This is a genomic window from Massilimicrobiota sp. An134 (assembly GCF_002160815.1).
GTDB lineage: Bacteria > Bacillota_I > Bacilli_A > Erysipelotrichales > Coprobacillaceae > Allocoprobacillus > Allocoprobacillus merdigallinarum.
Map to the genome: position 1 here is coordinate 21,500 of NZ_NFLH01000004.1, position 26,293 is coordinate 47,792.

Genomic DNA, 26,293 nt, shown 5'->3' on the forward strand with positions numbered 1-26,293 from the left:
ATAAAATATATAATATAAATAATATTAATAATTATTTATAGAAAGAGAGGATATATAAGATGTTAAAGATTGAACATTTAACAAAGAAATATGATCAATATAAAGCTGTTAATGATTTATCATTGCATATTGAAAGAGGACATATTTATGGCTTTATTGGTCATAATGGGGCAGGAAAAACAACAACATTGAAAGCTGTTGCTGGTATTATGCCTTTTGATGAAGGGGAAATCATTATTAATGGAAAATCAATGAAAAGTCATGCTTTAGAATGTAAGCAAATCATGGCTTATATACCAGATAATCCAGATTTATATGAATATCTCACAGGAATTCAATATTTAAATTTTGTGGCAGATGTTTATCAGGTATCAAAAGCACAAAGAGAAGAACGTATATCAAAATATGCAGATTTATTTGAATTAACAAGTGATCTGGCTCAACCTATTAGTGCTTATTCACATGGGATGAAACAAAAGTTAGCGATTATTTCAGCTTTTATACATCAACCACAATTAATTTTAATGGATGAACCATTTGTTGGATTGGATCCAAAAGCTTCACATTTATTAAAACAAATCATGCGTGATCATTGTGATCGTGGTGGTGCCATTTTCTTTTCAACACATGTTTTGGAAGTGGCTGAAAAGTTATGTGATCGTATTGCGATTATTAAACAAGGAAAATTGATTGTCAGTGGAAAGACTCAAGATGTAATTGGTGATGAATCACTTGAAGATGTTTTCTTAGAGTTGGAGGATGATGACAATGTTAATGACGCTCATTAAGATTAGATTGCAGTGTATTTTATTAAGACAAACAAAAAGTTCTAAGAAAAAAGGGAACAGTATTGGAAAGCTGATATTATTTGGTTTATTGTTTGCTTATGTAGGTGTTGTCTTTATTGGCATGTTTGGGATGTTGTTTTATTCTTTGATTGAACCATTTTCAATGATGGGGATTGAATGGTTATACTTTGCTTTAATGGCATTATTCATTATTTTGCTTTGCTTTATAGGAAGTATTTTCTTAACACATCATGAAATTTATGAAGCTAAAGATAATGAATTGTTGTTGGCTATGCCTATTAAAAATAGTGATATTTTATTGAGTCGTGTGTTTACAATTTTGATTTTAAATTATGTCTATGAGTCTTTGATTGCGATACCAGCTTTCTATGTTTATATCACTAATGTCGGTATGACGATGATTGAAATCTTTATGTTTATTATTGTTGTTTTGACACTACCATTGTTTGTTTTAGCGTTATCTTGTTTATTTAGCTGGATTTTAGCTCATGTGCTTGTCAAAATTCATCGCTTCAAAACGGTTATTTCTATTGTATTATTTGTAGGTTTCTTTGGTTTATATATGTATGCTGTGAACTCTTTACAGACATATCTTGTATGGCTTGTTGAAAATGGTAAGAGTATTGCTGAAGCAATTGAAAAAACAGTCTTTCCATTATATCATTTAAGCATTGCTTTAACTAAGGGAAATATAGGTAGCTTTGTGATTTATCTTATTTGTGCCTTATTGCCATTTATTATTGTGATTTATTTATTATCTATGAACTTTACGAAAATGGCAACTTCAAAACCTAAGATGAAAAAAGCCATCTATAAAGCAAAACCAATGAAGCAAAATACAATGTTTAAAGCTCTTGTCATCAGAGAAATCAAACATTTTACTTCTAATGCGATGGTGATGTTGAATGGAGCAATGGGTATTATTCTTTGTATCATCGCTGCGGGAGCTGTCTTGATTTATCAAGATGAAATTCAAATGATTGCTTCTATTCCTCAGATTCAAGAATATATGACTCCAGTGTTATGTTTAATGGTTATTGCTTTATCATCATTAAATATGATCAGTGCATCCTCTATTTCTTTAGAAGGAGATCGTTTCTGGATTATTAAATCACTCCCTATAACAACACAGGATATTTTAAATTCAAAATTAGCTATGCATGCTTTCTTATGTATTCCCGGTGGTTTAATTCTTTCTGTCGCTTTGATTTATGTGACAGGTATTGGAATGATTGATAGCTTACTTGTCTTGGTTGTTCCTATCTTATTTACACTATTGATTGATTTCTTAGGATTATTACTCAATTTATGGAAGCCTAAGTTTGACTGGGTTAATGAAACAGTCTGTGTGAAACAGAGTTTACCTGTTGTTTTAACGATGTTTATTTCAATGGGGGTTGCGATTGTTATCGCAATGGTTTATGGATTATGGTTGATCAATCTTATGTCTGTGTCTATGTATATGTATAGTGTGATTATTGTGATGGTTCTATTAGACATTATTCTTTATTATATGATTCATACATGGGGTGTTCAACAGTTTGATAGTATTTAGAGTTTTTAAAAATAAGATTCGAGATTGAATCTTATTTTTATTTAGCTTGAATCCATGTATAATATGATTAGGATTTATAAGAAGTTCATTGATATGTTGAAAGGAGGTTGATGTTATATGGTGAAATTAAGCGATGAATATATTCAAAAAGTGATTGTCAATGGTAATGTTGAGCATAATCAGACCATTCAATTAAACCCATATGATGAAAAATGGCCTGCTTTATTTGAAAGAGAGAAGGAAAGAATTTTAAAAATATTAAAAGATAAAGCTTTGATGATTGAACATATAGGTTCAACATCTGTGCCAGGATTAATGGCTAAGCCTATTATTGATATTTTACTTGTTGTTGAAGATGCAGGCAAAGAAGAAGATTATATGGATGATTTATGTCGGCATGGTTATATTTTAAGAGTGAGGGAACCAGATTTTGAAAATCATCATATGTTTAAAGGACCAGATACTGATATTCATTTACATGTTTTTTCAAAAGGGTCAAAAGAAATTGAAAAGTATCTTCTGTTTAGGAATTATTTACGTTGTCATGCTGATGCGAGGCAACTTTATGAGAATACAAAAAAAGAGTTAGCAAAGAAAACATGGAAATATGTACAGAACTATGCTGATGCCAAAAGTGAAGTTGTTCAAAAAATTCTCAGTGATGCCATTCAAGAGAACAAGACAAATCAAGAATAAAAAGAAAATACAGAAAGGAAAGATTATATGATAGATACAATAAAAATAACAAAGGTTTATCATGGCGGAAGTTTAAAAGCCTCTGCTACTTTAACAATAGGAGGCGTTCTTGCTTTACATGATATTAAAATTATAGAAAAAGAAAATGGATATTTTATTGCCATGCCAAGTCAGTTAATCAAAGGTGAATATAGAGATATTTATCATCCTATTTCAGCACCTGCTCGCCAAGTCTTTGAAAATCTTCTTTTAAGATGCGTTGAAGATCTGATGCAATCTCAAGAAAGTTCACTCTTTTATCAATGTCAAAATACAAATATTCCATTTCTCGATTTAACTTATGATGATTTTCAAATTGTGAATCAATCATAGATGAAAATGCAGTTTATATATGATCATCATCTGTATGATGACAATTATAGGAATACCCCATACAAAATACCAATGTTTAGTTTTATGATGAAATAGATACATCCCTAGCCATACGCCTAAGCTGCCACCGATAATGGCAACTGTAAAAAGTGCTTTTTCACTTATACGATATAAGTGATGCTTGGCTTTGGATTTATCTATTTTCATTATTATAAAGCCAATACAATTGATAATAAGGAAATAAATCATAGAAAACTCCTTTCTCATTCTGTCATCATATGAAATAATTGCTGATACTCATCTTTATGAATATGTGATTTGAGATAAATGAAGTGCATAGGACGAGAAATATGAAAGTTTTCAATCTGTAATTCAATTAATTGTTGATTTTGTATTTCCTCTTTCACAACGCCAGCATATAAAAAAGTAACTGCCTGACTGTCCATAAGCAATGTTTTTATCATAGATAAACTACCCACTTCAATAAAATGTGAAAAACGTGAAAGAGGATAGATTGTCTGTTGTAAATAATTTTCTAGGATATCTCTTGTTCCTGAACCTTTTTCTCTAATGAGTAATGGATATGCAAAAAGCTGTTCAAATGTTATTTTTTGATGAGCTAAAGGATGATGAATACTTGCAACAGCAATAAATCTTTCCTGTTTTAATAAATGATAATCAAATAATTGTGTATCAAACTGTCCTTCTACAAAAGCACATTCAACTTCACCATTAATGAGTTTTTGAATTAAAGTATACGTATTAGCAACAACAATTTCACATGGACGAGAAGTTTGAATGAATTTTTTCGCAATCATATGAGGAATATAATAATCGGCAATGGATAATGTTGAGCCAATAGTTAAAGGTGGATAAGCTGTTTGGAGCTGTTTTTGGAAAAGATCTTCATTATGAATCTGTGTTTTGGCATAGTGATATAAAAGTTCACCCATTTTGGTGAGATGGAAAGATTTACGAGTGCTATCAATAAACTTTTGTTGATAATGTTCTTCCAGAGCTTTGATATGTTGTGTAACGGCAGGCTGAGTAATATGTAAATTTTTAGCTGCCTGAGTATAGTTTTGACATTCAACAACTTCTACGAATGTTCTCATTTTATCATCTATCATGAAATCACCTCATCTTCATTATAATATATTGTTATAATAAATAAAATATCATAATTTTTATTTATATGAAAATTGTGGTAATATAACCCTGGTTGATAAGGGGAGATGACAAAGTGAATAAAATCAAAGATATATTACCAGGATTTATAGTTTGCTTGGCTATTGGACTTATAGCTCAGCAGATTGCCAAGTTTTTTCCAAGTATTGGAGCAGCACTTTTTGCGATTGGAATAGGAATGCTTGCAGGGAATACATTTTTAAATAAGGACATTTTTAATATTGGAACAAAGTTTTCTGAAAGTCGTTTATTGGAATATTCGATTGTTTTAACTGGGCTCACATTACAATTGGCAGATATTGCAGGTATAGGATTTCAAGGTGTAGGCTTTATTGCTTTACAAATGATATTGACTATCGCTATGTGTTATTTTATTGGAAGAAGATTAAAATTCACAAAGAAATTTTCATTGTTAATGTGTGCAGGAAATGCCGTTTGTGGATCTTCAGCCATTGGAACAGTTTCTCCAATTGTGGAAGCTGACAGTAAAGATAAAGGTATTTCAATTACAATTGTGAATGTAACGGGAACAATCTTGATGGTTGTCTTACCTATTTTAACAAGCTTATTATATCATCATGAAACACTTCAAACTTCAGCGATGATTGGTGGAACACTGCAATCTATTGGACAGGTCATTGCATCAGCATCACTTGTCAATCAGGAAGTTGTGGAATTTGCGACAATCTTTAAGATCGTCAGAATCATTTTTGTGGTTGTCGTTGCTTTAACATATGCCAAGATGAATCTTGATGAAAATCAGCCATTGTTTGCCAAAAAAGAAGGAGTAGCAGCTAAGGTTAAAGCCAAAGTCCCATGGTTTGTTATTGGATTCTTTATTTTTAGTATTATCAATAGTACAGGTATTTTACCAGCCATCATTTCTACATCTGCAAAAATGGTAAGTTCTCAATTTGAGATTATTGCTTTAGCAGCCATAGGGATGCGTGTTAAATTTGCTGATCTTATTAAAGAAGGACCTAAAGCTATGTTATATGGATGTTTAACAGGAACATCACAAATCATCTTTGCATTCATTTTGATTGCTTTATTGTTTTCATAAAAAAATCTATTCGGCTTGAATAGATTTTTTTCGTAGAATGATAAAGAATAAAACAAAAGATAGAGCTAAAAGTATATGTGAGATTCCAGCGATACCAGAAATTATCGCATTCATTGCAGTTGATAATTGAATATTCAAGACTTGAACAACTCCTCTTGTCATCAACATGATAATAAAAAATGGTAAAGCTATGTTATATAAAATGAAGAATTTCTTAAATAATGAGCTTTCTAATATATCTTTATCATTTTTAATAAAGAGTGCCAACAACAAGAAAACAAAGACACCCAAAATAAATAAATGCGTATGTGTAACACTTAATGTTGTTTTTCCTGTGAATTGATTAAATTTAGTCAATTCTCTATAAAAAACACCCGCCACAAGAGCTGCTATCATATAAATCATTGAAACATTTATTAATTTTTTCATTGAATGAACCTCCCCATTCTATTCTTTGGATATCTTAATGCGTAGAGAGAATCTTGTCAATGAATATGCAAATAAAAAGAAGTTTTCAAATCGAAAACTTCTTTGTTTTATGAACATTTAGGGAAGATGACAATAGTCTTAAATAAATCACCGTCTAGCTCTACATGGAATTGCCCACCTTGTATTTCAGTAAAACTCTTGACAATGGCTAGTCCTAAACCAGAACCATGCGTATTTCTTGATTTATCTCCTTGAACAAATCTTTCTACGATTTCATTTTCATTAAATGTCATTTCTTCTTCAGATATATTTTTAAAGATAATTTCTACATGGTCATCATGATCATGAATATCAATATAAACACGTGTATGTGGTAAAGCATATTTACTAATATTCATAAATAGATTTTCAAAAATACGATAAGTTTTAGAACTATCTAAATGACACATCATCTTGTCTTGGGATGAATTCCATTTCATGGATAAAGATTTCTCATCTAAATTATCCTGACACTCTAATTGAGATTGTTTAATAAGCGAAATGATATCTATATCCACAAGATTTAATTTGACATCTCCACTATTGGCTTTGCTGACTTCAAATAAATCTTCAATTAAATTTTTCAGTCTTAAAGAATTTCTTTCTAAGATATCTAAATAATGTTGACGATCATCACTGCTAAGATTGTTATTCTTTAATAAATCTACATAAGTGATAATAGAAGTTAATGGTGTTTTTAAATCATGAGAAACATTAGAAATCAATTCCGTTTTCATTCTCTGAGATTTGACTTCTTCCTTCACCGCTTTTTCAAATCCATCCTTGATATGAACAAATTCATCTTTTAAAGGATTGAAGATACCAATATCTTGATTAATCTGTACATCAAAATGACCATTAGATAATTGTTGAGTCGCTTTTAATAAGGTATGATAATCATTTTGAATATCTTGAAATTTCTTTCTTATTAAAATAAAGATAATAATAGAATAAATCACTGCAAAGAATATACCAAAAACAAAGAATATTGAACATCCTGCTATAATCAAGAGATTGAATAAAACGATTTTTAAAACTGTTTTGTTTAAAGAATCATCTAGATCAAAATCAATGACTTTATTCATAATCTGATAGCCATGAGTTATTAGCCATCCAAGACATGTATTTTCCCAAAAGTATTTTTTGAGTCCCTTATGGAAAAGATATTTCACAAAGTAAGCTAAGATGATAAAGAGGAGATAGAAAATAAAGTAATAAGCGATATTGATGGCTGGAGTTAAATAGGGACCAATAGCTTCAATCGCAAATTGCTGGTAAATATATTGGAACTGATCTTGGATAGTACCTGCAATCATAATTGCCGTACCAGCATACATCATAATAGCCAGTGTTCCCCATATAATAGCCAGAAAGGCAAATTTAATACGCATCACAAAAGATAAGAAACGACTTTGTTCAAGATATTTCATAGGAATACATAATGTGACAATACAACAAACCACAATTGCAGTGAAAATATATGGAAGTGAGTAGAGATATAATTGGCTACGTGATATATTCATCAGATAAGAACCAATTTGACTGGTCATATGCAATTGATCACTAACTGCAAGTGTTATAGTGATATTTTGTAAAGGTTGATAGCGAATTGTGATATCTTCTTGACTATAATCATCATAAAATGTGGTGCTATAAGAGAAGAGAGATTCTAGAGAATAAATATTGATATGCTCATCATTTGTATGGGTAACTTTTGGAACACCTTTGTTATCAAATTCAATTTGCATATACCATTGATATTTGTCTTGTAAATCCTTGTTTTGTGAGATTTGAGAAATGGGATCATTGGTATTAGAGAATTGTTTTTGTGATTGATGATCAGTGATATGGAAAAAAATATCTTCTTTTTGATGGAGTTCATTCACTTTATCTTCTACAGCTGACTGGAAGTCATAATAATAATCTGCATTGGTTTCATCTTGTGAAGATTGATAATAATCATAAATGGAAGCAGATGGATCTTGACTTTCCTTGAGTAGAAAATCAGATGCATAACTGTATTCAATCAGATAAGAAGACATATAATCCGAAATATCACGGCTTTCAAAATTAGATTTTTGAATAGCTTGATTTATAAAAGGATAACATAAATAAGTTCCTATACTTGTTATTATCAGTGTTATCAAGATAATAATACTCGCAATATGTTTTCTGATTTTCATAGTTAATCCCTGCCTTGTTTTTCAATTTTATATCCAACGCCCCACACAACTTTTAAGTATTGAGGGTGTTTTGGATCTAATTCTATTTTTTCTCTTAAATTACGGACATGAACCATTACTGTATCCGTGTTAATAGCATCTTCTTTCCAGACACTTTCATAAATGTTTTCAGCTGAAAAAACTTTTCCAGGATACTCCATGAGTAATTGTAAGATTTTAAATTCAATAGGTGTGACCTTGATTTGACGATTATCTACACTCACTGTTTTTGTATCTAAATTAAGCTCTAAACCACCAACAGTATAGACATTCTGTGATGTTTTCTTTGCAGTTGCATCTAGATATTTGCGATAACGTCTAAGCTGTGATGAGACTCTGGCAAGTAATTCAATTGGCACAAAAGGCTTTGTGACATAATCATCTGCTCCAATGTTTAGTCCAGTGACTTTATCAATATCTTCTGATTTGGCTGAAAGCATAATAATAGGAAAATCATATTTTTCTCTCATTTTCATTGTCATTTGAATGCCATCCATCACTGGCATCATGATATCCACAATAGCGAGATGAATAGTTTCTTTTTCAACAATGTCTAATCCTTCAATTCCATTATGCGCTTTAAAAACATGATAGTTTTGTGTTTTTAAATAAATCTCAATCGCATCACAGATTTCAATTTCATCTTCTACAATTAATATATTATAATCCATAAAAACCCTCCCGACTTTTCTACATTATACTTGAATTTAAAAAAGAAAAGTAGAGGATAAAACGAAAGATTTTCTAAAGATGATATGATAATTTTCGTTTGTTTATTTTTTTATAGATGTAAATACCAATGAAAGAAATAATACCCGTTACGACAAAGATAATGATAGAAAACAGATAATCTTCAATTCCTAATGCATGACCACCAATGGTAGATGTGATAATTGAAGGTGTTCTTGCGATAGTTGTAATGAAAAGAAATGTTGAAAGTTTCATATCTGTTAATGGAATGAGATAAGTGAGAATATCTTTAGGTGTACCAGGTATAAAGAAAACAATAAAACATAAAATATTTCTTTTTTCTGGGTTATGTAAAAAATGAACCTGATTTATCTGATCTAAACTGATAAAACGCTGAATAAAATTTTGTCCCCATTTTTTAACAAAAGTATAAATCAGTAACGAACCCATAGCACTCCCTATTAAACATAAGAGGAGTCCTACAAATGGACCATAAATAAATCCAGCCATAATTTCTACAATTTCACCTGGAAGAAAAACAAATATAACTTGTAAAATAACAATACCAACAAAAATGATTTGTCCAAATAAACCAAAACTTTGTAGCTGATTTCTTAGTAACTGAGGATTTTCAAAGATCTTCATCATAGGTTGATATAAGCATAAACATATCAAACCCATGATAAGTAGACACTTGATTATAAATTGAATTTCTTTTTTATGTTGTTTGATTTTATTGATCATAAAGGTCACTCCTATCGACATTGATAGTATGAACGAAAAAGCGAAAAAGGAAACCAGTAAAAAGATAAAGATTTTCTAAAGAAAATAAAAAAACAAGCTAAGCTTGTTTTGATTAAGAATGATTTTTTCCTTCCATAAAATAAGTGGCTTCCATATCGGCAGTAGATAAGGCAAAAGCGAGTGGAAACATTTCAAAAGCAGCACCTACATTTCTGGCATCTTCATTACCAGCAAATCCCATATGATAACGAATCGCAAAGGCTTCTTCTCTTTTTAAACGCATATAGCCACTAATCATATAAACACTTTTTTCTCCATGACCATAAGGCAATGTATCTTGAAATTCATAAAAAGGCACTTGAATCCATTGTCCATTTTCTTTGACATTTCTCATACTTTGTTTATAACAGTTAATTTTACATAAATCATGAAGTAAAGCAACAATAGCGATAGTTTCTTCATTATAATTCAAATGGTATGTTTTTTGAACACGTTCACGTGATAAATAGTCTTTTAGACAATCATAAACATTGAGGCTGTGCTCCAGTAGACCACCTTCATAATTACCGTGATATCTTGAACTGGCAGGAGCTTCAAAAAAATCAGAATTACGTGACAATAAAAATTCTAATAATTTTTCACTTCCATCACGATGAATTTTTGTTTTATAAATTTCAATAAATCTTTCTTTGTTTGTCATTTTCTCACATCCTTGTTTACATTATAACAAATAATCATCATAAATTTGATGATTTAAATAGATTTTTTATGATTTCTTTAAGAATAGTTATCATAGAAATGATTGTAATGATAAATATCAGTGTTTTCAAAAAAAGTGGTATAATCTTTTGAGAAAATCAATTTGAAGTTTTAAACAAAAAAAGATGATAAAGATTCCAGTGACAACTGTTTATTGCTTGTCACATGAAAACGGCTTATAATAACATATAGGCCGATGTATTTTTTGTGGAAAGATATTGATTATGAAGGGAGATAAAAGAATGAAAAACGATTTTGGATCAATATTAGAAAGAAGACATAATGGTTCTATGAAATGGGAAGCTCCATATATCAATAAGAGATTCCATACTCATTTTCAAACTGAAGATCAGTTTTATCCATTATTTATTGCGGATATGGATTTTAAGATGGATGAAAATGTTCAAAAGAGATTAATGAAATTTGTCAGTGAGGGAGATTTAGGCTATTTTCATGTCCAAGATAGTTTTTATGAAAGCATTATTCAATGGTATGATGAAATTCATCATATTCATATCAACAAAGATTGGATTGTTCCATCTATTGGAACAATTACATCACTACATTTATTAACTGATTTATTCGCAAGAGATCAAAACATTTTAATTATGACACCTGTCTATGGACCATTTTATAATTGTGCTCAAATTGGGCATGCTTATAAGATGCCATTAAAAAATAAAAATCAGGAATATTTGATAGACTATGATGAATTGGAAAAGATGTTGAAATTACATCAAATTGATGTCTTGTTGTTCTGTAATCCACATAATCCTGGAGGTAAAGCCTGGTCATATGAAGAACTTAACCAATTAGTTCAATTATGTAAAAAATATCAAGTCATGATTATCTCTGATGAAATTCATGGCGATATCCTTATATCAGATAAAAAATTTGTTTCTCTTATTCAATTTTTTGATATTTATGATCATATTATTGTATCATCATCGCCAAATAAAACATTTAATATTTCAGGATTATCAACATCTTTTACAATCTGTAAAAATGAAGATTTCAATAAACAATTTAATGATTATCTCTCAAAACTTCATATAGGTCCACAACGTATTGGTATTTATATGATTGAAACTGTTTATAATGAGGGGAAACAATGGTATTATGATTTATTAGAATATCTTCGTCAAAATATTAATATGACAATGGAATTATTAGAGACAACAGATATGAAAATCATGAAACCTGATACGGGATATTTAATATGGGTTTATTTACCAAAAATAGCCAATATTGATCAGTTTGTTATTGACTTGGCTAATGAAACACATGTGTTATTGGAAACAGGAAGCCGTTTTATTGATAATTATGAGGGATGGGTACGTATTAATACAGCAACAAATTCAGATTTATTAAAAGAAGCAATGATGCGATTTATTGAATTCTATAAATCATATAAGTAATGGTGTAAAAATGAAAAAGATTAAAACAAATGTATTAAGGTTATTGGATCAGCAACATATCAATTATGAAACACGTGAATATGAGTATGATGACAATCATTTATCTGGTGAACATATTGTTCATCAGGTAGATTTAGAAGCAGATGAAATCTATAAAACACTTGTATTACATGATCATCATGAATATTTGGTTTGTTGTATACCAGTCATGGAAGAAATTGATTTAAAAAAACTAGCGAAAGCCAGTGGACATAAAAGTGTTGAAATGCTTCATCAGAAAGATTTATTACCATTAACAGGATATATGCGTGGTGGGTGTTCTCCTATTGGCATGAAGAAAAAGTTTCCTACTTATTTTCAGGAAGATATTTTGCTGTTAGATAGAGTTGCAATCAGTGCAGGAAAAAGAGGTTTACAGGTGATTTTAAAACCTCAAGATTTAATCCAATATGTCAATGGTCAATGTGTAGATGTGATAAGATAAAAAAGCAAGGGATCCTTGCTTTTTATTGATGAGTGATTTCAATGATTTGATGATAAAGAATATGCATACTTCCTATATCTTTATCTATATGGTAATGACCTAGATACCAGTCTTGAAATTGTATGGTCTTTTTAAGCAAATATAAAACACTATGAATATCTTCATATTCATCACCATAAACAGTCATATCACAGCTATCATAAAATCCTAAATATTCTTTAATGTCACGAGGGGCATCGTGACTTAAAATATAATCAACCTGATTATGATATTTCTTGAGATTAGTGAGGGCATGGTTGACTTCTTCATGTGTTGGCAATTCTCCTTTCCACCATGAAATACCTTCTTTTCTATAAACACGATCAGTTGAATAGCCACCACCAAAAGCTAAGAAAGTTTGATTATTAAATGTAAAGATTTCACCACGCATCAAATGAAATATACTATTATTGATTTTATGAATACGTCCACCATTCCAGTTTTCTATGGGATATGTTTTTAATAAATCATGATTTTCATGATTGCCATCAACCCATAATGTTGTCCAAGGCTGTTCATCGAGCCAGTTTTGCCACCAGTGATCAGATCCAGCTAACTCACCACCCCAGACACAGCCAAAATCGCCACAGATTATCACATAGTCATCTTTGGTTAATGTTTTTCCTTCAGGAAAGTTCTTTCTTGCAAGTTTTTGAATATCATAAGAGCCATGTGTATCACCAGTTATAAAAATTCTTGACATATTATAACCTCGCTTTCTTTTCATTATTATATCATCATTTTATATGATTGATTTTATTTTTTTATGTTTGAATATCTATTATGAAAAGTGAAAAAACACATAAATAAAACAAAAAATGATAGTGGTTACATAAATTTGTGAAAACTATTATTTTTTAATGAAAATGTTTACATTTCAAAGTGGGTTTTTATGGCGTTGGTTTTTAAGATTTGTTATAATAGAAACAGAGGTGAAACAATAATGGATTATAAAGCAAATTATGAAAGATGGTTGAATCATCCTGCAATGGATGCAGCCACAAAAATGGAATTAACAAACATGGGAGAAAAAGAAAAGGAAGATGCATTCTATACTAATGTTGAATTTGGTACTGCTGGTATGAGAGGTATTTTGGGACCTGGAACAAATAGAATGAACATCTATACTATTAGAAAAGCAAATGTTGGTTTTGCAAAATATGTATTGGGATTAGAAAATGGAAAGGAAAGAGGCGTAGCTATCGGTTATGATAACCGTCATATGTCTTACCGTTTTGCGATTGAAAGTGCTAAAGTTTTAGCAACTTATGGTATTAAATCATTTATTTTTGAAAGCTTAAGACCAACACCAGAATTATCATTTGCTGTGAGATATTTAAAATGTGCTGGTGGAATTATGATTACTGCATCACATAACCCTAAAGAATATAACGGATATAAAGTTTACGATGATACAGGATGTCAGCTAATTCCAGAATGGGCAGATGAAGTTGTTAAATATGTTAATGAAGTTGAAGATGAATTAGATATTCATGTATGCAGTGATGAAGAAGCTTATCCATATATGACATGGATTGGTGAAGAAGTTGATGAAGCTTATTATAAAGCTGTTATGGGTATTGAAATTAATCCTGGTATGGATAAGAGTGGATTTAAAATTGTCTTCTCTCCACAACACGGAACAAGCAATATCCCTGTGAGAACTTGTTTAGGACGTTTAGGATATGATGTTGTGCCAGTATTAGCACAATGTGCTCCTGATCCAGATTATACAAATACAAAATCTCCTAACCCTGAAGTGGATATGGCTTATGAGTTAGCTATCATTAAAGCTAAAGAAGTTGATGCTGATGTTGTTGTTATCTGTGATCCTGATGGAGATAGATTAGGTGTTGTTGCTAAACATGATGGAAAATATGTATTGATGAGTGGTAACCAATCAGCTGCCGTTTATCTTGAATATATTTTAAGTCAAATGAAAGAAAAAGGAACATTACCTGATAATGCTGTTATGTATAATACCATTGTTACTTCTGATTTAGGTGAATTAGTAGCAAGAAGCTATAGTGTTGATGTAGAAAAAACATTAACTGGATTTAAATTCATTGGAGATAAGATTCGTAAATATGAAAAAACTGGAGAAAAACAATTTGTCTTTGGTTATGAAGAATCTTATGGATGTGTTGTTAAAGATTTCGTTAGAGATAAAGATGCAGTACAAGCTGTCTTAACTGCTGCTGAAGCTGGTAACTATTATAAAAAACAAGGTAAAGATTTAATTGATGTATTAAATGAATTATATGCGAAACATGGTGCATTTAAAGAAAGTCAAATTGCTTTATCTAAAGCAGGAGCTGCTGGAGCTGCAAGAATTAAAGAAATCATGGATAATTTAAGAAAAGATGCACCTACTGAAATTGGTGGTGTTAAAGTTGTTGCTGTTGAAGATTATCAGACAAGTGTAAGAACTGAAAACGGAAATGAAACAACTATTGATTTACCAAAATCAAATGTATTGAAATATTATTTAGAAGATGGTTCTTGGATTGCTGCTAGACCTAGTGGAACTGAACCAAAATGTAAATTCTATTTCTCAATCAAAGGTGCAACTGTTGATGATGCTGCAAGCAAAACAGAAGTCTTCCAAAAAGATATGATGAATATCATAGGTGAATAATAAAAAAAGAGGCATGTAATCGCTAGAGTAAAATCACTCTATTTCGTTACAGCCTCTTTTTATTTTTTATACAATGATATGAAGTAGTATATAGACTAAAAAATAAAATTAAGACACAAAAATAATGAGATACACCATCATATTTTTTATGTGATGCCCTATATAGATTGTGATTATTGATCGAAAATGTCATAATATTATTAAAGACAGAACTGTAAATAGGAGGAATATTTATGTCAGTAGAAAGAGGTATAGCCATTGCTATTGGTTTTATGATGATTTGTGTATCAATCTATTATTATTTTTCTAAGAAACCAGTGACTATATATAACAATTCAAATCCGCCAAGAATAGATCAGATAACGAATATTCGATCATATAATCATGCAACATCACGTTTGATGTTGATTTATGGTATAGTTTTCATTTTTGAAGGATTCATGATTCATGACAAGTTAATCTGTTTCTTTCTTGTTATTTTGACAGTCATGCCAGGAATAGTCATAGTCATAGCTATCTATGAAAGTGTTATTTTAAAAAAATATTTAAAAAGACGATAATGAGAATGAAAAGTTTGCATGTAAAAAAAGAATATAAAAGATAACATAAGAAAAATTATGATGTCATGATTTTTTTCTGAAAATATCCTAACCCTTGAAATGTTTCCTGTTCATTATTTTTATATCACATTATAATAAATATGAAGGGAGAATGGTATTATGGATCAAGAAAAAATAGGAAGATTTATTGCTGAATTAAGGAAAGAAAATAGTTTAACCCAAAAAGAATTGGCAGAAAAATTAAATGTATCTGATAGAACTGTGGGGAACTGGGAAAGGGGCAGAAATCTACCCGATCCTTCATTGTTCGTTCCATTATGTTCGATATTAGGTATAACCCTAACTGAATTATTCAATGGAGAAAGAATTGAAACAGAACATATTATTGAGAAAACAGATGAAGTATTAACAAATGTTATTGAAGAGAATAAAATGTATAGCGTTATACTCATTATTTCTTCAATCATAATGAGTATAAGCATAGTCATATTTTTTATTCCAGTATTGATGGCGTTAGATAAGACACCATCTATCATTATCATATCGAGCGGTTTATTTTTACTGATGCTAGGTTGGTCATTAAAACTGACTGTATGGAAAAGAAAAAATAATAAGGTTATAGAGAATACTGGAATGGGATTTTCTAGTGCATTGACATTAGTATTCATTACTTTAAAACTGACAAACTATATTAACTGGCCATGGATATGGGTGTTTTCACCATTATGGATTGGTATAGGTTTAATAATACTCTTTTTTATGGTAATACTGATAATTGGAAGAATAAAAAAAGGAAAATGGTGGTAGCTTTTATGTAACAATAATAATGACTGTTATTTTATCAATAAAATGTATATGGAATAGATTGATAGTATGCTATTTGAGGAGTTTCATAGATATATGAAGACTCTTTTTTTTATTATAGGATTTTATGAAATCAAGAGAAGATATTTATTATAAAAAATTGCTTTTAGCATACAGAAATAATTTGCTCTATGCTATACTTTTATATATCATATATGAAAGGAGATAGCCTGTGGGCACATTTATTAATATTGTTGATAAAAGTCGAGGTATACCAAAAGAAAAGCAAGAAGAATTTAAAGAAAGATTGATAACATTGTTTCGTCAAGGAGGTATGATGGAACAACAAATACAGTCATTATTTGGTAAAAAGATCATCACAATCAATCCAGTAAAATATGATAAATATCAAAATATTGATTTTATCTATAATTATTTTGAAGACTCATTATGGGAAAACTCTGGTTTTAATGGGAAGACTGGTCGTGTTTATTCACGTAAAGTAGGATGGAGTTTTTTTAATTTTGTCATGGAATCAGCATATGTATTAGAAAGTTTATACAGTGATGGTGATTTTGTTATTCTTGAAAATGGCAATCCATTAATAAATGAAGAAAGAGATTGTATTGCCTGGATTAATTCATTATTTAATGAAAACTATGCCTGGAAAAACTGGGATTTTATTAAAGTATGGAATTTAATAAAAAGTGATGAAAATGATTATGATACATATTTGAAAAGATATAGAGGATTTGGTTATGAATATGATCCGTTTGTACCATGGTTAGAAATGCGAGCATTAAAATATGGAATTAATAATATGAGGGAAGATGTGGATGAAGAGAATCAGGAGTTTGTTGATAGACTAATATTTTTTTCACAAAAAAATAAAGAAGCAGTTCAAAGTTTTAAAGACAATAGTACAGAAACAGAAAAACAACAAATCCAAAGATTGATTCATATGATAAATCACTTTATAAATCATCATGATGAAGATTATCCAAAAGAGAAAAGCTTGTTTAATTTTGTAGTATCATTAATATGGATGGATTCTCCTCATTTAGCACTTTTGTCTATATCAGAAGTTTATGGCATTGATTTTTTTGAAATATATCAGTTATTAGATCATTATGATAGTGTTATTATTTCTGGAATGAAAGATATGATGTGTTCTATTTCTGCTAGAGAATTATCAGATTTTTTTGATATTTATCCAGAAAATATGATTTATTTTTGGAAAGAAAGTCAGTTTAAATCAATACCTTCTCATCTTAAAGATTGGTTTTTGCAATTAAAAGAAATGTATGATCATTATATGCAAAACTCGATAGATATAGAAAATCCACTTTTATGGATTATGGACATGCTTGTTTATGCTGAAAATAATTATTACCAAATTTATGTATTTTCTGATTTTTTTGAAGAAAGTATTGAAAACATAAATGATCAAAGATATCTGATATTATGGAAAATATTTGAAGATATGATTTATAATGAAAAGCTTTATAAAATAGGAGAAGTCATATTTGAATCAGAAAATAAAGAATACCTTAATAATGATTGGACGCTCATGTCTAAAGATAAAAAATGGAATAGCGCAAGATTGAAATTAAGAGGATATTTAGGACTGATTGCTAATAAGGAATTGAGAAGAAAAGTATTTGGTTTTTAATAAAAATAAAAAGGAGATCTGATAATCATGAAAAATTATCAAGAAAAGATGTTGAAACTTCAAAAAGAACTTTTGGAAGTGGAAAAAGATAGAATGAAAGGGAATCAAGGATATTCTATAAAAGAAGTTGTTCAAATGATGGATAACGCCATTAATGAAAAAGTAGATGCTGTTTTTATAAATAGAGAAGTATCTGAAAGAAAAGAACAGTTACTAGATTTACGTGTAAGTGTCTTAGAAGCTGAAGAAGAAAGACTAAATGGAGAGTGTACAATAAATATTTCTGAAGCTAGAAAAGTTCTTGTGAATAGAAGAAACATATTACGTATAGATAATAATCAATAGAAAGAGGTGGCATTGTCATCTCTTTCTATATATAATAAATTTAGTGTATATATTAGATGAAGTTAATGAAGGGATATGGTAAATAATGGAATTTGATTTTAACAAATTAGAATGGACTAGGAAACCTCAAAAATATGATATTCAAGATCAGAAGATTATCATAACAACAGAACCTGAAACAGATTTATGGCAAAGAACATACTATGGTTTTAGAAATGATAATGCTCCTGTATTACAGATGAAAACAAGTGAAAAATATTTTTCATTTATTGTAAAAACTGAATTTAATAGTAAAAGAAGATTTGATCAATGTGGTGTTGTCATGTATTTAAATAGTGATAACTGGTTAAAAGCTTCTATTGAATATGAAAATGAAGAATTTCAAAGACTAGGGAGTGTTGTGACGAATCATGGTTATTCAGATTGGGCCACAACAGACATTGATGCTTCTATTCATTCTATGTGGTATCGTTTGAGTCGAAGAGAATCAGATTATTGTATTGAATGTTCAACTGATGGAGTTCATTTTAAGCAGATGCGTATTTGTCATATGTGGGAAGGGACAGATGAAATTCAATTTGGTATTTATGCATGTTCACCAGAAAACTCATCTTTTGATGCTGTATTCTCTCATATGGAAATGATAGAATGCCAATGGCAAAGACATCAATAAGGAGGAAAATGGTATGAAAGCTATTGAATTGGTACTTGTGGATATAGATGGAACATTATTGAATGACCAGGGAATGGTGACACCCAAAACAATTGAAGCTATCAAAAAACTTAAAGACAAACAGATTTTATTTGGAATTGCGACAGGAAGAACACCATTTGCAGTCAAACATCTCATTAAAAAGTGGGAAATTGAACCTTATGTGGATGTGATTATGGGATTTAATGGTGGATGTTATTTAGATATGAGAACACAAAAGATGTCATCTTGTTATTTGTTGGATGGAAAGTATATTCCTGTTATACTAGAAGCATTTCAAGAATTTGATTTTAATGCAGGTATCTATGATCAGGAGTCCTTCCATGTTTTAAAAGAAGATCATTTTGCGATTGAGATTGCCAATAAGAATCAATTACCATTGGTTGTAGATGGCTTAACACCGTATTATCATAAACAAATAGAAAAGATGATTTTCATGGCTGATAAAGAAGAAATTCAAAAGATCAGTCAACATTATCATCACATTAAGCATCCACATTATCGAGGAGTGCAATCAACACCGATATTATTTGAATTTTTAAATCCTGAACTTTCTAAATCAAAAGGTATTGAAAAAATGTGCCAAGAATTAAACTTATCTACAGATTGCATTTTAACATTTGGTGATGAACTCAATGATTATGAAATGATAAGAGATTATATTGGAGTGGCCATGGCAAATGCAAATCCAAAAATTAAAGACATTGCGCAATATACAACAACATCTAATAATGAAGATGGTATTGCAGTATTTTTAGAAAACTATATTTTATAAAAGAAAAAACATGAGATTTTTCTCATGTTTTTACATACTTTCTTTAAAGATTTGAATGATTTCATCATGATTAAGAACTTTATAACCACCTTCAAGAACAATTGTTGATCTTGCAAGACCTTCTAACATATCTTCAGTAACACCTAAATCAGTGATATTCATGACAAGCCCTAATTCTTTCATCCATTCTTCCATTGCATCAAGTCCAGCTTTCGCAATGTCTTCTTTTGATTTTCCTTCTGGATTGACATTCCATACATTTGTCGCAAATCTGACAAATTTATCTAATCCATAAGGCATAATATAGCGATAATATGGTAATGAAACGGCAGCTAATGTCATACCATGAGTGGCGTCTGTATAAGCTCCAACAGCTTGACCTAACATATGCACCATCCAGTCAGTAGATTTCCCTTTCGCAACTAATGTATTTAATGCCCAAGTGGCAATCCACATGATGTTGCTTCTTGCTTCATAGTTTTGAGGATCTTTAATCGCAATACGACTAGAATGAATCAATGATTTCATTAGACCTTCACTGATATAATCACTTGTATTATCATCATCACCAGAGAAATACTGTTCACAGATATGATTCATAATATCATAGAAACCAGCAATCATCTGATAATGTGGTAAAGTTAAAGTATATTTTGGATTCAAAATAGAAAATTTAGGCATCACATTGTCACCGAAAACATGACCAATTTTTAATTTCTGTTTTGGATTTGTAATAACAGCACCACCATTCATTTCTGAACCAGTACCAACCATAGTTAAAACACAACCGACAGGAACGATTTGACATGTTGGTTCTTCCATTCTTAAATAATATTTATCCCAAGGATCTTCATCACAATGAATAGATACAGAAACAGCTTTGGCATAGTCACAAACAGAACCTCCACCAACAGCTAAAATAAAATCAATTTGATTGTCTCTGGCTATTTGTACACCTTCATAAAGTTTATCAATAGTTGGATTAGGCATAACTCCTGAAACTTCAAAAACGTCTTTGTTATTGTCTTTTAAAATAGTGATGACTTCATCATAAATTCCATTTTTCTTAATAGAACCACCACCATAAATGAGTAAAATACGAGAACCATATTTTGGTAATTCAGTATTTAAATATTTTAATGATTCATCTCCAAAATACAGTTTTGTTGGATTACAAAATTCAAAATTTCCTAACATTTTTATTCCTCCTTTAGCTATCATTATTATATGAAAAGAATAATGATATATCAAATACCTATATTCAATGGATAGTTATGCTTTTTGAGTATAGTTAAAAAGTATTTTTCATCATACTTGGAAAGTATTGGACATAGAGATGGAAAGAAATTAAAATAAACCTATATGATAGGAGGTGTTTATTCATGATAGAAAAATTGAATGTTTATATACAGCCACTTCAATCATGGCGCACTATGCACATCTATTTACCTCAAAATTATCATAATAGTGATGAAAGATATCCTGTTATGTATATGTATGATGGACATAATCTTTTTAATGATCAGGATGCAACTTATGGAAAATCATGGGGACTAGGTGAGTTTTTAGATCGTTATGATAAGCCATTTATTATTGTAGGAATGGAATGTAATCATGAAGGAAATGAAAGATTAAATGAATATTGCCCATATGATGTTGAAAATGGATTTTTGGTCCTATTACTGGAAAAGGTCAAATCTATATGGATTGGGTTGTGAATGAATTAAAACCGATGATCGATCAAAAATATCGGACAATACCATTTAGAGAGTGTACAGGTATTGGAGGAAGTTCTATGGGTGGATTAATGGCCTTTTATACTGTCATCCGTTATAATCAACTCTTTTCTAAAGCAGCCTGTTTATCTCCGGCACTTTCTTTATGTATCCATCAACTGCAAGAAGAAATGAATCATCATGATTTGAATAAAGATACACGTGTTTATTGGAGTTTTGGAACAGGTGAAGTTTCCAATGTTCAATTTTTCTTAAAAAACATTCAGTTATTTAATGACGAAATTGTCCGTCGCGAGGCTCAAAGTTATATACATATAGTGAGAAATGGTGGACATAATGAAGCAACTTGGGGAAAACAAAATCAATTGTACTTTGATGTGTTGTGGAAATAATTATGTGGAGCCTGTTGATTGGCTCCACATATTTTTCCTTTATAGCTATATGTCATTATTGACTCAATTCTTGAATGGTGTCTTGAACAATATTTAAGAAATATTGAGATGCTCTTGTGAGAATCTGATATTTTTTCCATATAAAATAATAAGGAACTTCAATATGTGGAGAAAGTGGTCTAAAACAAAGTGAAGAATCTCCAGTTGTATTGATGAGTTTATCAAAACAAATAGCATATCCGAGTCCATCTTCTACCATTAATGAAGCATTATACAACAAAGTATAGGATGAAATAATATGAAGATGTTCAATATCGTTATGTAACCATTCAACCAAATCTGATATCTGTTGTAGTTCTTTAGATACAATCAATGGTTTATCTCGAAGATCTTCAAATGTAATACTTTCTTTTTGAGCTAATGGATCATCTTTCAACATAAGGACACCCCAATGATGTGAAAGTGGCAATAACATATGATTGTAATCATTAATCTTAGAATTGGGTGTCAATAATGCAAAATCAATCAAACCATTATCTAATTTTTCTATCACATCTGGAGCATTACCACTATGTATATGAAATTGAATATCAGGATATTGGGCCTGTATCTTTTTGATAGCTTTAGTGATGATTTTTAAAGCGTGAGATTCACCTGATCCAATATAAATTTCACCTTTTAAATGAGAATCAGTAGACATTATTTCCAGTTCCGTTTTATCTACCAGATTCACAATTTCTTCAGCACGTTGACGGAGTATCATGCCTTCTTCTGTTAATGTGATTTTTTTATTACTTCTTACAAATAAAGTTTTCCCTAGTTCATCTTCTAATTCTTTGATTTGACGAGATAAAGTGGGTTGTGTGATATGTAATTGTTGCGCTGCTCCTGATATTGTTTCTTCTCTGGCAATAGCTAGGAAATATTGTAAAACTCGTAATTCCATAATTGTTCACTCCTTTAGCTATATTATAACACTATATGCTTAGTAAGCATATAACTATATAAAGTATAAGTATTTGTTATAGGGGAGAGGGAGTGATATGATACAAATAGGAAAAGAGGGAAAAAGAATGCGTCGAATACTTATTGTTGTTGGAAGTGGAAATATAAATGGACATACGGATCAGTTGGCTAGGGCTTTTGAAAAAGGAGCTATTCAGGCTGGGCATGAAGTGAAACGAATTGTATTATCAAAAAATTTACAGGGATGTCAAGGCTGTGGTGCTTGTCAGATCAATCAACATCACTGTGTCATTCAAGATAGTATGCAGGAATATTATGCCATGTTTGAATGGGCCGATACATTGGTACTGGCTTCACCCCTTTATTTCTGGTCTATTTCAGGAAGATTAAAGTGCTTTATTGATCGTTTATATGCGATTTCTCAAAACGATGAATATCCATATAAAGAAACATTCTTATTGATGAGTGCTGGGGATGATCATTTTTGGACTTTTGAACAGGCCTTATCTTTTTATTCTTTTTATACAAAGGCACTAGGCTGGAAAAGTTTAGGATCTGTTCTCGCTGGAGGTTGTCATGATGAATCACATCAACCCTATATTCCACCTTTAAAATTACAGGAAGCATATGAAAAAGGTTTATCTTTATAAAGGCGTTTTGATATAAACGTCTTTTCTTTTTATGATAAAATAAGAATAGAAGATTTACACAAATTTTACACAAGTCCTTTTTATGATAAAAGTAAAGAAGGTGGGAGTATGTATCAGGTATTGCTTATTGAAGATGATTTTGATATCAGGCATATCATTAAAACTTATTTTGAAAAGCGAGAAATCCAGATTATTGAAGCCTGTGATGGACATCAGGGATTATCACTTATGCATTCTCAAATTCAGCTTGTTTTATTAGATATTATGATGCCTGGTATTGATGGTTATGAAGTTTGTCAACAGATTCGCTATCAATATCAATGTCCTATTATTTTTATAAGTGCTTTAAGTGAGGAAGACAATCAGCTTCAAGCGTATCAGTTAGGTGGGGATGATTATATAACCCAACCATTTTTACCATCTATTTTGTATGCAAAATGCTTAGCTATCTGTAAAAGACAAGATCCACAAGTATCCAATATCAAAACTTTTCATCATTTACAGATTGATTATACCAATCATCAAGTTTACATTGATAGTCAACACATAGAATTCACCCATAAAGAATATTTATTATTAGAATATTTAACGAAAAATCCTTATCGTTTATTAGAAAGAGAACAAATTTTAGATGCTATATGGGGATATGATTACTATGGAGAAGCGAGAGCCGTAGATACATATATCAAGAAAGTAAGAAAAAAGTTGGGAAAATATCAATATTATATTCAAACAGTTTTTAAGGTTGGATATTTATTTAAGGATGGTGAAGAAAATGAAAACAAAGATTAGTGTTAAGATTTTTCTTTTGATCATGTTGGCTTTTATTATAATTTTAGCTGTATCAACCAAAATCAATATTCAAAATCGTATTGACTCTACAAATCATTATCTTCTTCAACGAATCATTGATTTTGATGATCTTGATAATCTCCAACAACAATTAGGTATTGAATATGATCATTATCCTCAATATGATGAAGTGATTCAAAAAATGAATTCTATTGATTATATCAGCGAAAACAATAACCTATATCAATGTTTGATTCAACAAGATGATAAAGTTGTCAAATGGTTTTCTGTAAGTCCTTATTTAGATAATTATATTCATATCTATGATGATTCATCAATCTACATATCTATTGCCGATTTATCTTTGTCACAAAGACAAAGTTTAAAGACATATCTGATGCAAAAATTAACTGATTATAGTTATTCTATTCCTGGTGAAGCTGAAGTCAAATATGTATTAGACGATGAACAATTGATTTATCTTCAATGGGGTGAAGACAGTTATGGTCAATTGGATCAGCATCAAATCCAATCAGCAAGTGTTAATCAGTTTTGTATAGATGGCGAAAAATCAATTCAAAGTCAATATGATTCTCAATTGTTTTTAAGCCAACAAAAAGATCTTGAACATGTCCTTCAACTTAAACACCATGGTTACATGACGGCCTATTATACAAGCTATCATGGACATTACTATTATATTGGTATGACAGGACTCACAGATTGGGAAGACCAAGACCAGGATTTATATGCAGTCCTTATTGGAATGGAAGACCAGGCGCATATTGATAGCCTTATGGCTCGACAGTATTTTGAAGAGAATTGGGGATTGTTTTTAGGAGCATTTTGTATTGTCATATGTATATCACTATTGGTGTCATGGACAATCAGCAGACCTATTCAAGCATTAGAAAAAGTAGCATTAAAAATTAAAAATAATCAATTTGATGAAGAAATCAATATCCGTTCTCATGATGAAATTGGTTCATTAGCGAAAAGTATTCAAAGTATGTCTTCTCAGTTAAAAAATACAATGGAACAGTTGAATCAGGAAATTGAACATGTTAAAAAGCTGGAAGGATTAAGAAAAGATTTTGTGAATCAGTTTACGCATGAAATGAAAACACCCCTAGGTATTATTAATGGTTATAGTGAATTAATTGAAGAAGCAACAAGTCAGGAAGAAAGAGAAAAATATTTATCAATCATTCATCGAGAAACAGAAAGACTCAATCAGCTGATTCAATCCATGTTGTCACTTTCAAGGCTTGAAGCTGGAAAAGTAGAGCTTCATCAAGAAGAATTTGATTTAGAAAATAGTGTAACGGAAATTGTTGATGAATATGAAGTCTTATTGATGAAAAAGCATATTCAAGTGGATATCAAAGTTCTACATCCTATGATTCAAGGTGATCGTAAGCTATTAGAAACAGTAATACATAATTTTTTATCCAATGCTTTAAAACATACTCCAGAACAAGGACATATTTATATAACGATTGATCACGGATTTTCTATCATCAATGAAGGTTCACATATTGATGAAGAACACTTATCAGATATCTGGTATACTTTTGTGACACATGATCATCAGGGGAGTGGTTTAGGTTTAGCTATATGTCAGGCTATTTTACAGCTTCATCATTATGATTATGGTGTTCAAAATGTTGAATCTGGTGTAGAGTTTTATTTTTCAGATTCAAAGTATGATTGTTGATAGTATATAAAAAGGAAACAAGAATAT

Annotated in this window: 29 protein-coding genes; 19 read left to right on the forward strand and 10 right to left on the reverse strand. The window is 30.3% G+C overall.

Annotation, left to right across the window (positions count from 1 at the left end; translation table 11 throughout):
* Positions 1-59 precede the first annotated feature (59 nt).
* The 4 genes from B5E79_RS02775 to B5E79_RS02790 all read left to right on the forward strand — a co-directional run bounded on the left by B5E79_RS02775 (position 60) and on the right by B5E79_RS02790 (position 3,432).
* Positions 60-788: an ABC transporter ATP-binding protein gene (locus B5E79_RS02775; protein WP_087296881.1), complete on the forward strand. Its 729-nt coding sequence runs from the start codon at positions 60-62 to the stop codon at positions 786-788.
* Complete coding sequence (locus tag B5E79_RS02780) at positions 760-2,364, forward strand: hypothetical protein (protein ID WP_241147436.1); 1,605 nt, start codon at positions 760-762, stop codon at positions 2,362-2,364. The genes B5E79_RS02775 and B5E79_RS02780 overlap by 29 nt, the downstream gene beginning before the upstream one ends.
* A gap of 117 nt (positions 2,365-2,481) precedes the next feature.
* Positions 2,482-3,060, forward strand: coding sequence for a GrpB family protein (locus B5E79_RS02785; protein WP_087296883.1), 579 nt, complete (start codon positions 2,482-2,484; stop codon positions 3,058-3,060).
* Positions 3,061-3,087: 27 nt separating this feature from the next.
* On the forward strand, positions 3,088-3,432 hold the full coding sequence (locus B5E79_RS02790) for a SpoVG family protein (protein WP_087244858.1): 345 nt from the start codon (positions 3,088-3,090) through the stop codon (positions 3,430-3,432).
* Here B5E79_RS02790 and B5E79_RS02795 read toward each other — a convergent pair.
* Together B5E79_RS02795 and B5E79_RS02800 are read right to left on the reverse strand one after the other, a co-directional pair.
* Entirely contained in the window at positions 3,427-3,681 is a 255-nt protein-coding gene (locus B5E79_RS02795) for a DUF1294 domain-containing protein (protein ID WP_224762595.1), read from the reverse strand. The two genes, B5E79_RS02790 and B5E79_RS02795, sit on opposite strands and share 6 nt — an antisense overlap.
* Before the next feature lie 14 nt (positions 3,682-3,695).
* Complete coding sequence (locus tag B5E79_RS02800) at positions 3,696-4,562, reverse strand: LysR family transcriptional regulator (protein WP_087296885.1); 867 nt, start codon at positions 4,560-4,562, stop codon at positions 3,696-3,698.
* Positions 4,563-4,675: 113 nt separating this feature from the next.
* On the opposite strand from B5E79_RS02800, the gene B5E79_RS02805 reads away from it, so the two are divergent.
* A complete protein-coding gene (locus B5E79_RS02805; protein ID WP_087296886.1) occupies positions 4,676-5,683 on the forward strand; it encodes a YeiH family protein in 1,008 nt (335 codons plus the stop codon).
* A 6-nt stretch (positions 5,684-5,689) separates the two neighbouring features.
* Here B5E79_RS02805 and B5E79_RS02810 read toward each other — a convergent pair whose 3' ends face one another.
* From B5E79_RS02810 to B5E79_RS02830, 5 genes are all read right to left on the reverse strand, one after another.
* A complete protein-coding gene (locus B5E79_RS02810) occupies positions 5,690-6,112 on the reverse strand; it encodes a DUF2871 domain-containing protein (RefSeq protein ID WP_087296887.1) in 423 nt (140 codons plus the stop codon).
* A 107-nt stretch (positions 6,113-6,219) separates the two neighbouring features.
* A complete protein-coding gene (locus B5E79_RS02815; protein ID WP_087296888.1) occupies positions 6,220-8,334 on the reverse strand; it encodes an MFS domain-containing histidine kinase in 2,115 nt (704 codons plus the stop codon).
* A 2-nt stretch (positions 8,335-8,336) separates the two neighbouring features.
* The gene (locus B5E79_RS02820) at positions 8,337-9,044 is read right to left on the reverse strand and encodes a response regulator transcription factor (RefSeq protein ID WP_087244864.1); all 708 of its coding nucleotides are present in this window, start codon (positions 9,042-9,044) and stop codon (positions 8,337-8,339) included.
* A gap of 73 nt (positions 9,045-9,117) precedes the next feature.
* Positions 9,118-9,807, reverse strand: coding sequence for a TVP38/TMEM64 family protein (locus B5E79_RS02825; protein WP_224759495.1), 690 nt, complete (start codon positions 9,805-9,807; stop codon positions 9,118-9,120).
* A 112-nt stretch (positions 9,808-9,919) separates the two neighbouring features.
* Entirely contained in the window at positions 9,920-10,507 is a 588-nt protein-coding gene (locus tag B5E79_RS02830; RefSeq protein ID WP_087296889.1) for an HD domain-containing protein, read from the reverse strand.
* Positions 10,508-10,808: 301 nt separating this feature from the next.
* Here B5E79_RS02830 and B5E79_RS02835 point away from each other — a divergent pair, with 301 nt between their 5' ends.
* Together B5E79_RS02835 and ybaK are read left to right on the forward strand one after the other, a co-directional pair.
* Positions 10,809-11,984 (forward strand): MalY/PatB family protein, encoded by a 1,176-nt coding sequence (locus B5E79_RS02835; protein WP_158095456.1) that lies wholly within the window; start codon positions 10,809-10,811, stop codon positions 11,982-11,984.
* 10 nt (positions 11,985-11,994) lie between these two features.
* On the forward strand, positions 11,995-12,468 hold the full coding sequence (gene ybaK, locus B5E79_RS02840) for a Cys-tRNA(Pro) deacylase (RefSeq protein ID WP_087244867.1): 474 nt from the start codon (positions 11,995-11,997) through the stop codon (positions 12,466-12,468).
* A gap of 22 nt (positions 12,469-12,490) precedes the next feature.
* Here ybaK and B5E79_RS13775 read toward each other — a convergent pair whose 3' ends face one another.
* Positions 12,491-13,210 (reverse strand): metallophosphoesterase, encoded by a 720-nt coding sequence (locus tag B5E79_RS13775; RefSeq protein ID WP_087296891.1) that lies wholly within the window; start codon positions 13,208-13,210, stop codon positions 12,491-12,493.
* Positions 13,211-13,450: 240 nt separating this feature from the next.
* On the opposite strand from B5E79_RS13775, the gene B5E79_RS02850 reads away from it, so the two are divergent.
* From B5E79_RS02850 to B5E79_RS02880, 7 genes are all read left to right on the forward strand, one after another.
* The gene (locus B5E79_RS02850; protein ID WP_087296892.1) at positions 13,451-15,145 is read left to right on the forward strand and encodes a phospho-sugar mutase; all 1,695 of its coding nucleotides are present in this window, start codon (positions 13,451-13,453) and stop codon (positions 15,143-15,145) included.
* Positions 15,146-15,378: 233 nt separating this feature from the next.
* The gene (locus B5E79_RS02855; RefSeq protein WP_087296893.1) at positions 15,379-15,705 is read left to right on the forward strand and encodes a hypothetical protein; all 327 of its coding nucleotides are present in this window, start codon (positions 15,379-15,381) and stop codon (positions 15,703-15,705) included.
* A gap of 159 nt (positions 15,706-15,864) precedes the next feature.
* Complete coding sequence (locus tag B5E79_RS02860; protein WP_087296894.1) at positions 15,865-16,512, forward strand: helix-turn-helix domain-containing protein; 648 nt, start codon at positions 15,865-15,867, stop codon at positions 16,510-16,512.
* Between the two features lie 229 nt (positions 16,513-16,741).
* Complete coding sequence (locus tag B5E79_RS02865; RefSeq protein WP_087296895.1) at positions 16,742-18,181, forward strand: hypothetical protein; 1,440 nt, start codon at positions 16,742-16,744, stop codon at positions 18,179-18,181.
* Positions 18,182-18,208: 27 nt separating this feature from the next.
* The gene (locus tag B5E79_RS02870; RefSeq protein WP_087296896.1) at positions 18,209-18,526 is read left to right on the forward strand and encodes a hypothetical protein; all 318 of its coding nucleotides are present in this window, start codon (positions 18,209-18,211) and stop codon (positions 18,524-18,526) included.
* A gap of 85 nt (positions 18,527-18,611) precedes the next feature.
* Complete coding sequence (locus tag B5E79_RS02875; protein WP_087296897.1) at positions 18,612-19,199, forward strand: DUF1349 domain-containing protein; 588 nt, start codon at positions 18,612-18,614, stop codon at positions 19,197-19,199.
* 13 nt (positions 19,200-19,212) lie between these two features.
* A complete protein-coding gene (locus tag B5E79_RS02880; protein WP_087296898.1) occupies positions 19,213-20,013 on the forward strand; it encodes a Cof-type HAD-IIB family hydrolase in 801 nt (266 codons plus the stop codon).
* 30 nt (positions 20,014-20,043) lie between these two features.
* On the opposite strand, the gene B5E79_RS02885 is transcribed toward B5E79_RS02880, so the two are convergent.
* Positions 20,044-21,210 carry an iron-containing alcohol dehydrogenase gene (locus tag B5E79_RS02885; RefSeq protein ID WP_087296899.1) on the reverse strand — a complete coding sequence of 389 codons (1,167 nt, stop codon included), beginning with the start codon at positions 21,208-21,210 and terminating at the stop codon, positions 20,044-20,046.
* A 185-nt stretch (positions 21,211-21,395) separates the two neighbouring features.
* Between B5E79_RS02885 and B5E79_RS13885 the strand changes: the two genes are divergently transcribed.
* Together B5E79_RS13885 and B5E79_RS13890 are read left to right on the forward strand one after the other, a co-directional pair.
* Positions 21,396-21,731 carry an alpha/beta hydrolase-fold protein gene (locus B5E79_RS13885; protein ID WP_255376334.1) on the forward strand — a complete coding sequence of 112 codons (336 nt, stop codon included), beginning with the start codon at positions 21,396-21,398 and terminating at the stop codon, positions 21,729-21,731.
* Entirely contained in the window at positions 21,716-22,141 is a 426-nt protein-coding gene (locus B5E79_RS13890; protein ID WP_255376335.1) for an alpha/beta hydrolase, read from the forward strand. The genes B5E79_RS13885 and B5E79_RS13890 overlap by 16 nt, the downstream gene beginning before the upstream one ends.
* A 55-nt stretch (positions 22,142-22,196) precedes the next feature.
* Here the strand turns inward: B5E79_RS13890 and B5E79_RS02895 are convergent, their stop codons facing one another.
* Positions 22,197-23,087: a LysR family transcriptional regulator gene (locus B5E79_RS02895; RefSeq protein WP_087296900.1), complete on the reverse strand. Its 891-nt coding sequence runs from the start codon at positions 23,085-23,087 to the stop codon at positions 22,197-22,199.
* 97 nt (positions 23,088-23,184) lie between these two features.
* Between B5E79_RS02895 and B5E79_RS02900 the strand changes: the two genes are divergently transcribed.
* The 3 genes from B5E79_RS02900 to B5E79_RS02910 all read left to right on the forward strand — a co-directional run bounded on the left by B5E79_RS02900 (position 23,185) and on the right by B5E79_RS02910 (position 26,266).
* Positions 23,185-23,757, forward strand: a complete 573-nt coding sequence (locus B5E79_RS02900; RefSeq protein WP_087245571.1) for a flavodoxin family protein — start codon at positions 23,185-23,187, stop codon at positions 23,755-23,757.
* 108 nt (positions 23,758-23,865) lie between these two features.
* On the forward strand, positions 23,866-24,549 hold the full coding sequence (locus B5E79_RS02905; RefSeq protein ID WP_087296901.1) for a response regulator transcription factor: 684 nt from the start codon (positions 23,866-23,868) through the stop codon (positions 24,547-24,549).
* Entirely contained in the window at positions 24,533-26,266 is a 1,734-nt protein-coding gene (locus B5E79_RS02910; RefSeq protein WP_158095457.1) for a HAMP domain-containing sensor histidine kinase, read from the forward strand. Before B5E79_RS02905 ends, B5E79_RS02910 begins: the two co-directional genes overlap by 17 nt.
* The last annotated feature ends 27 nt before the right edge of the window (positions 26,267-26,293 follow it).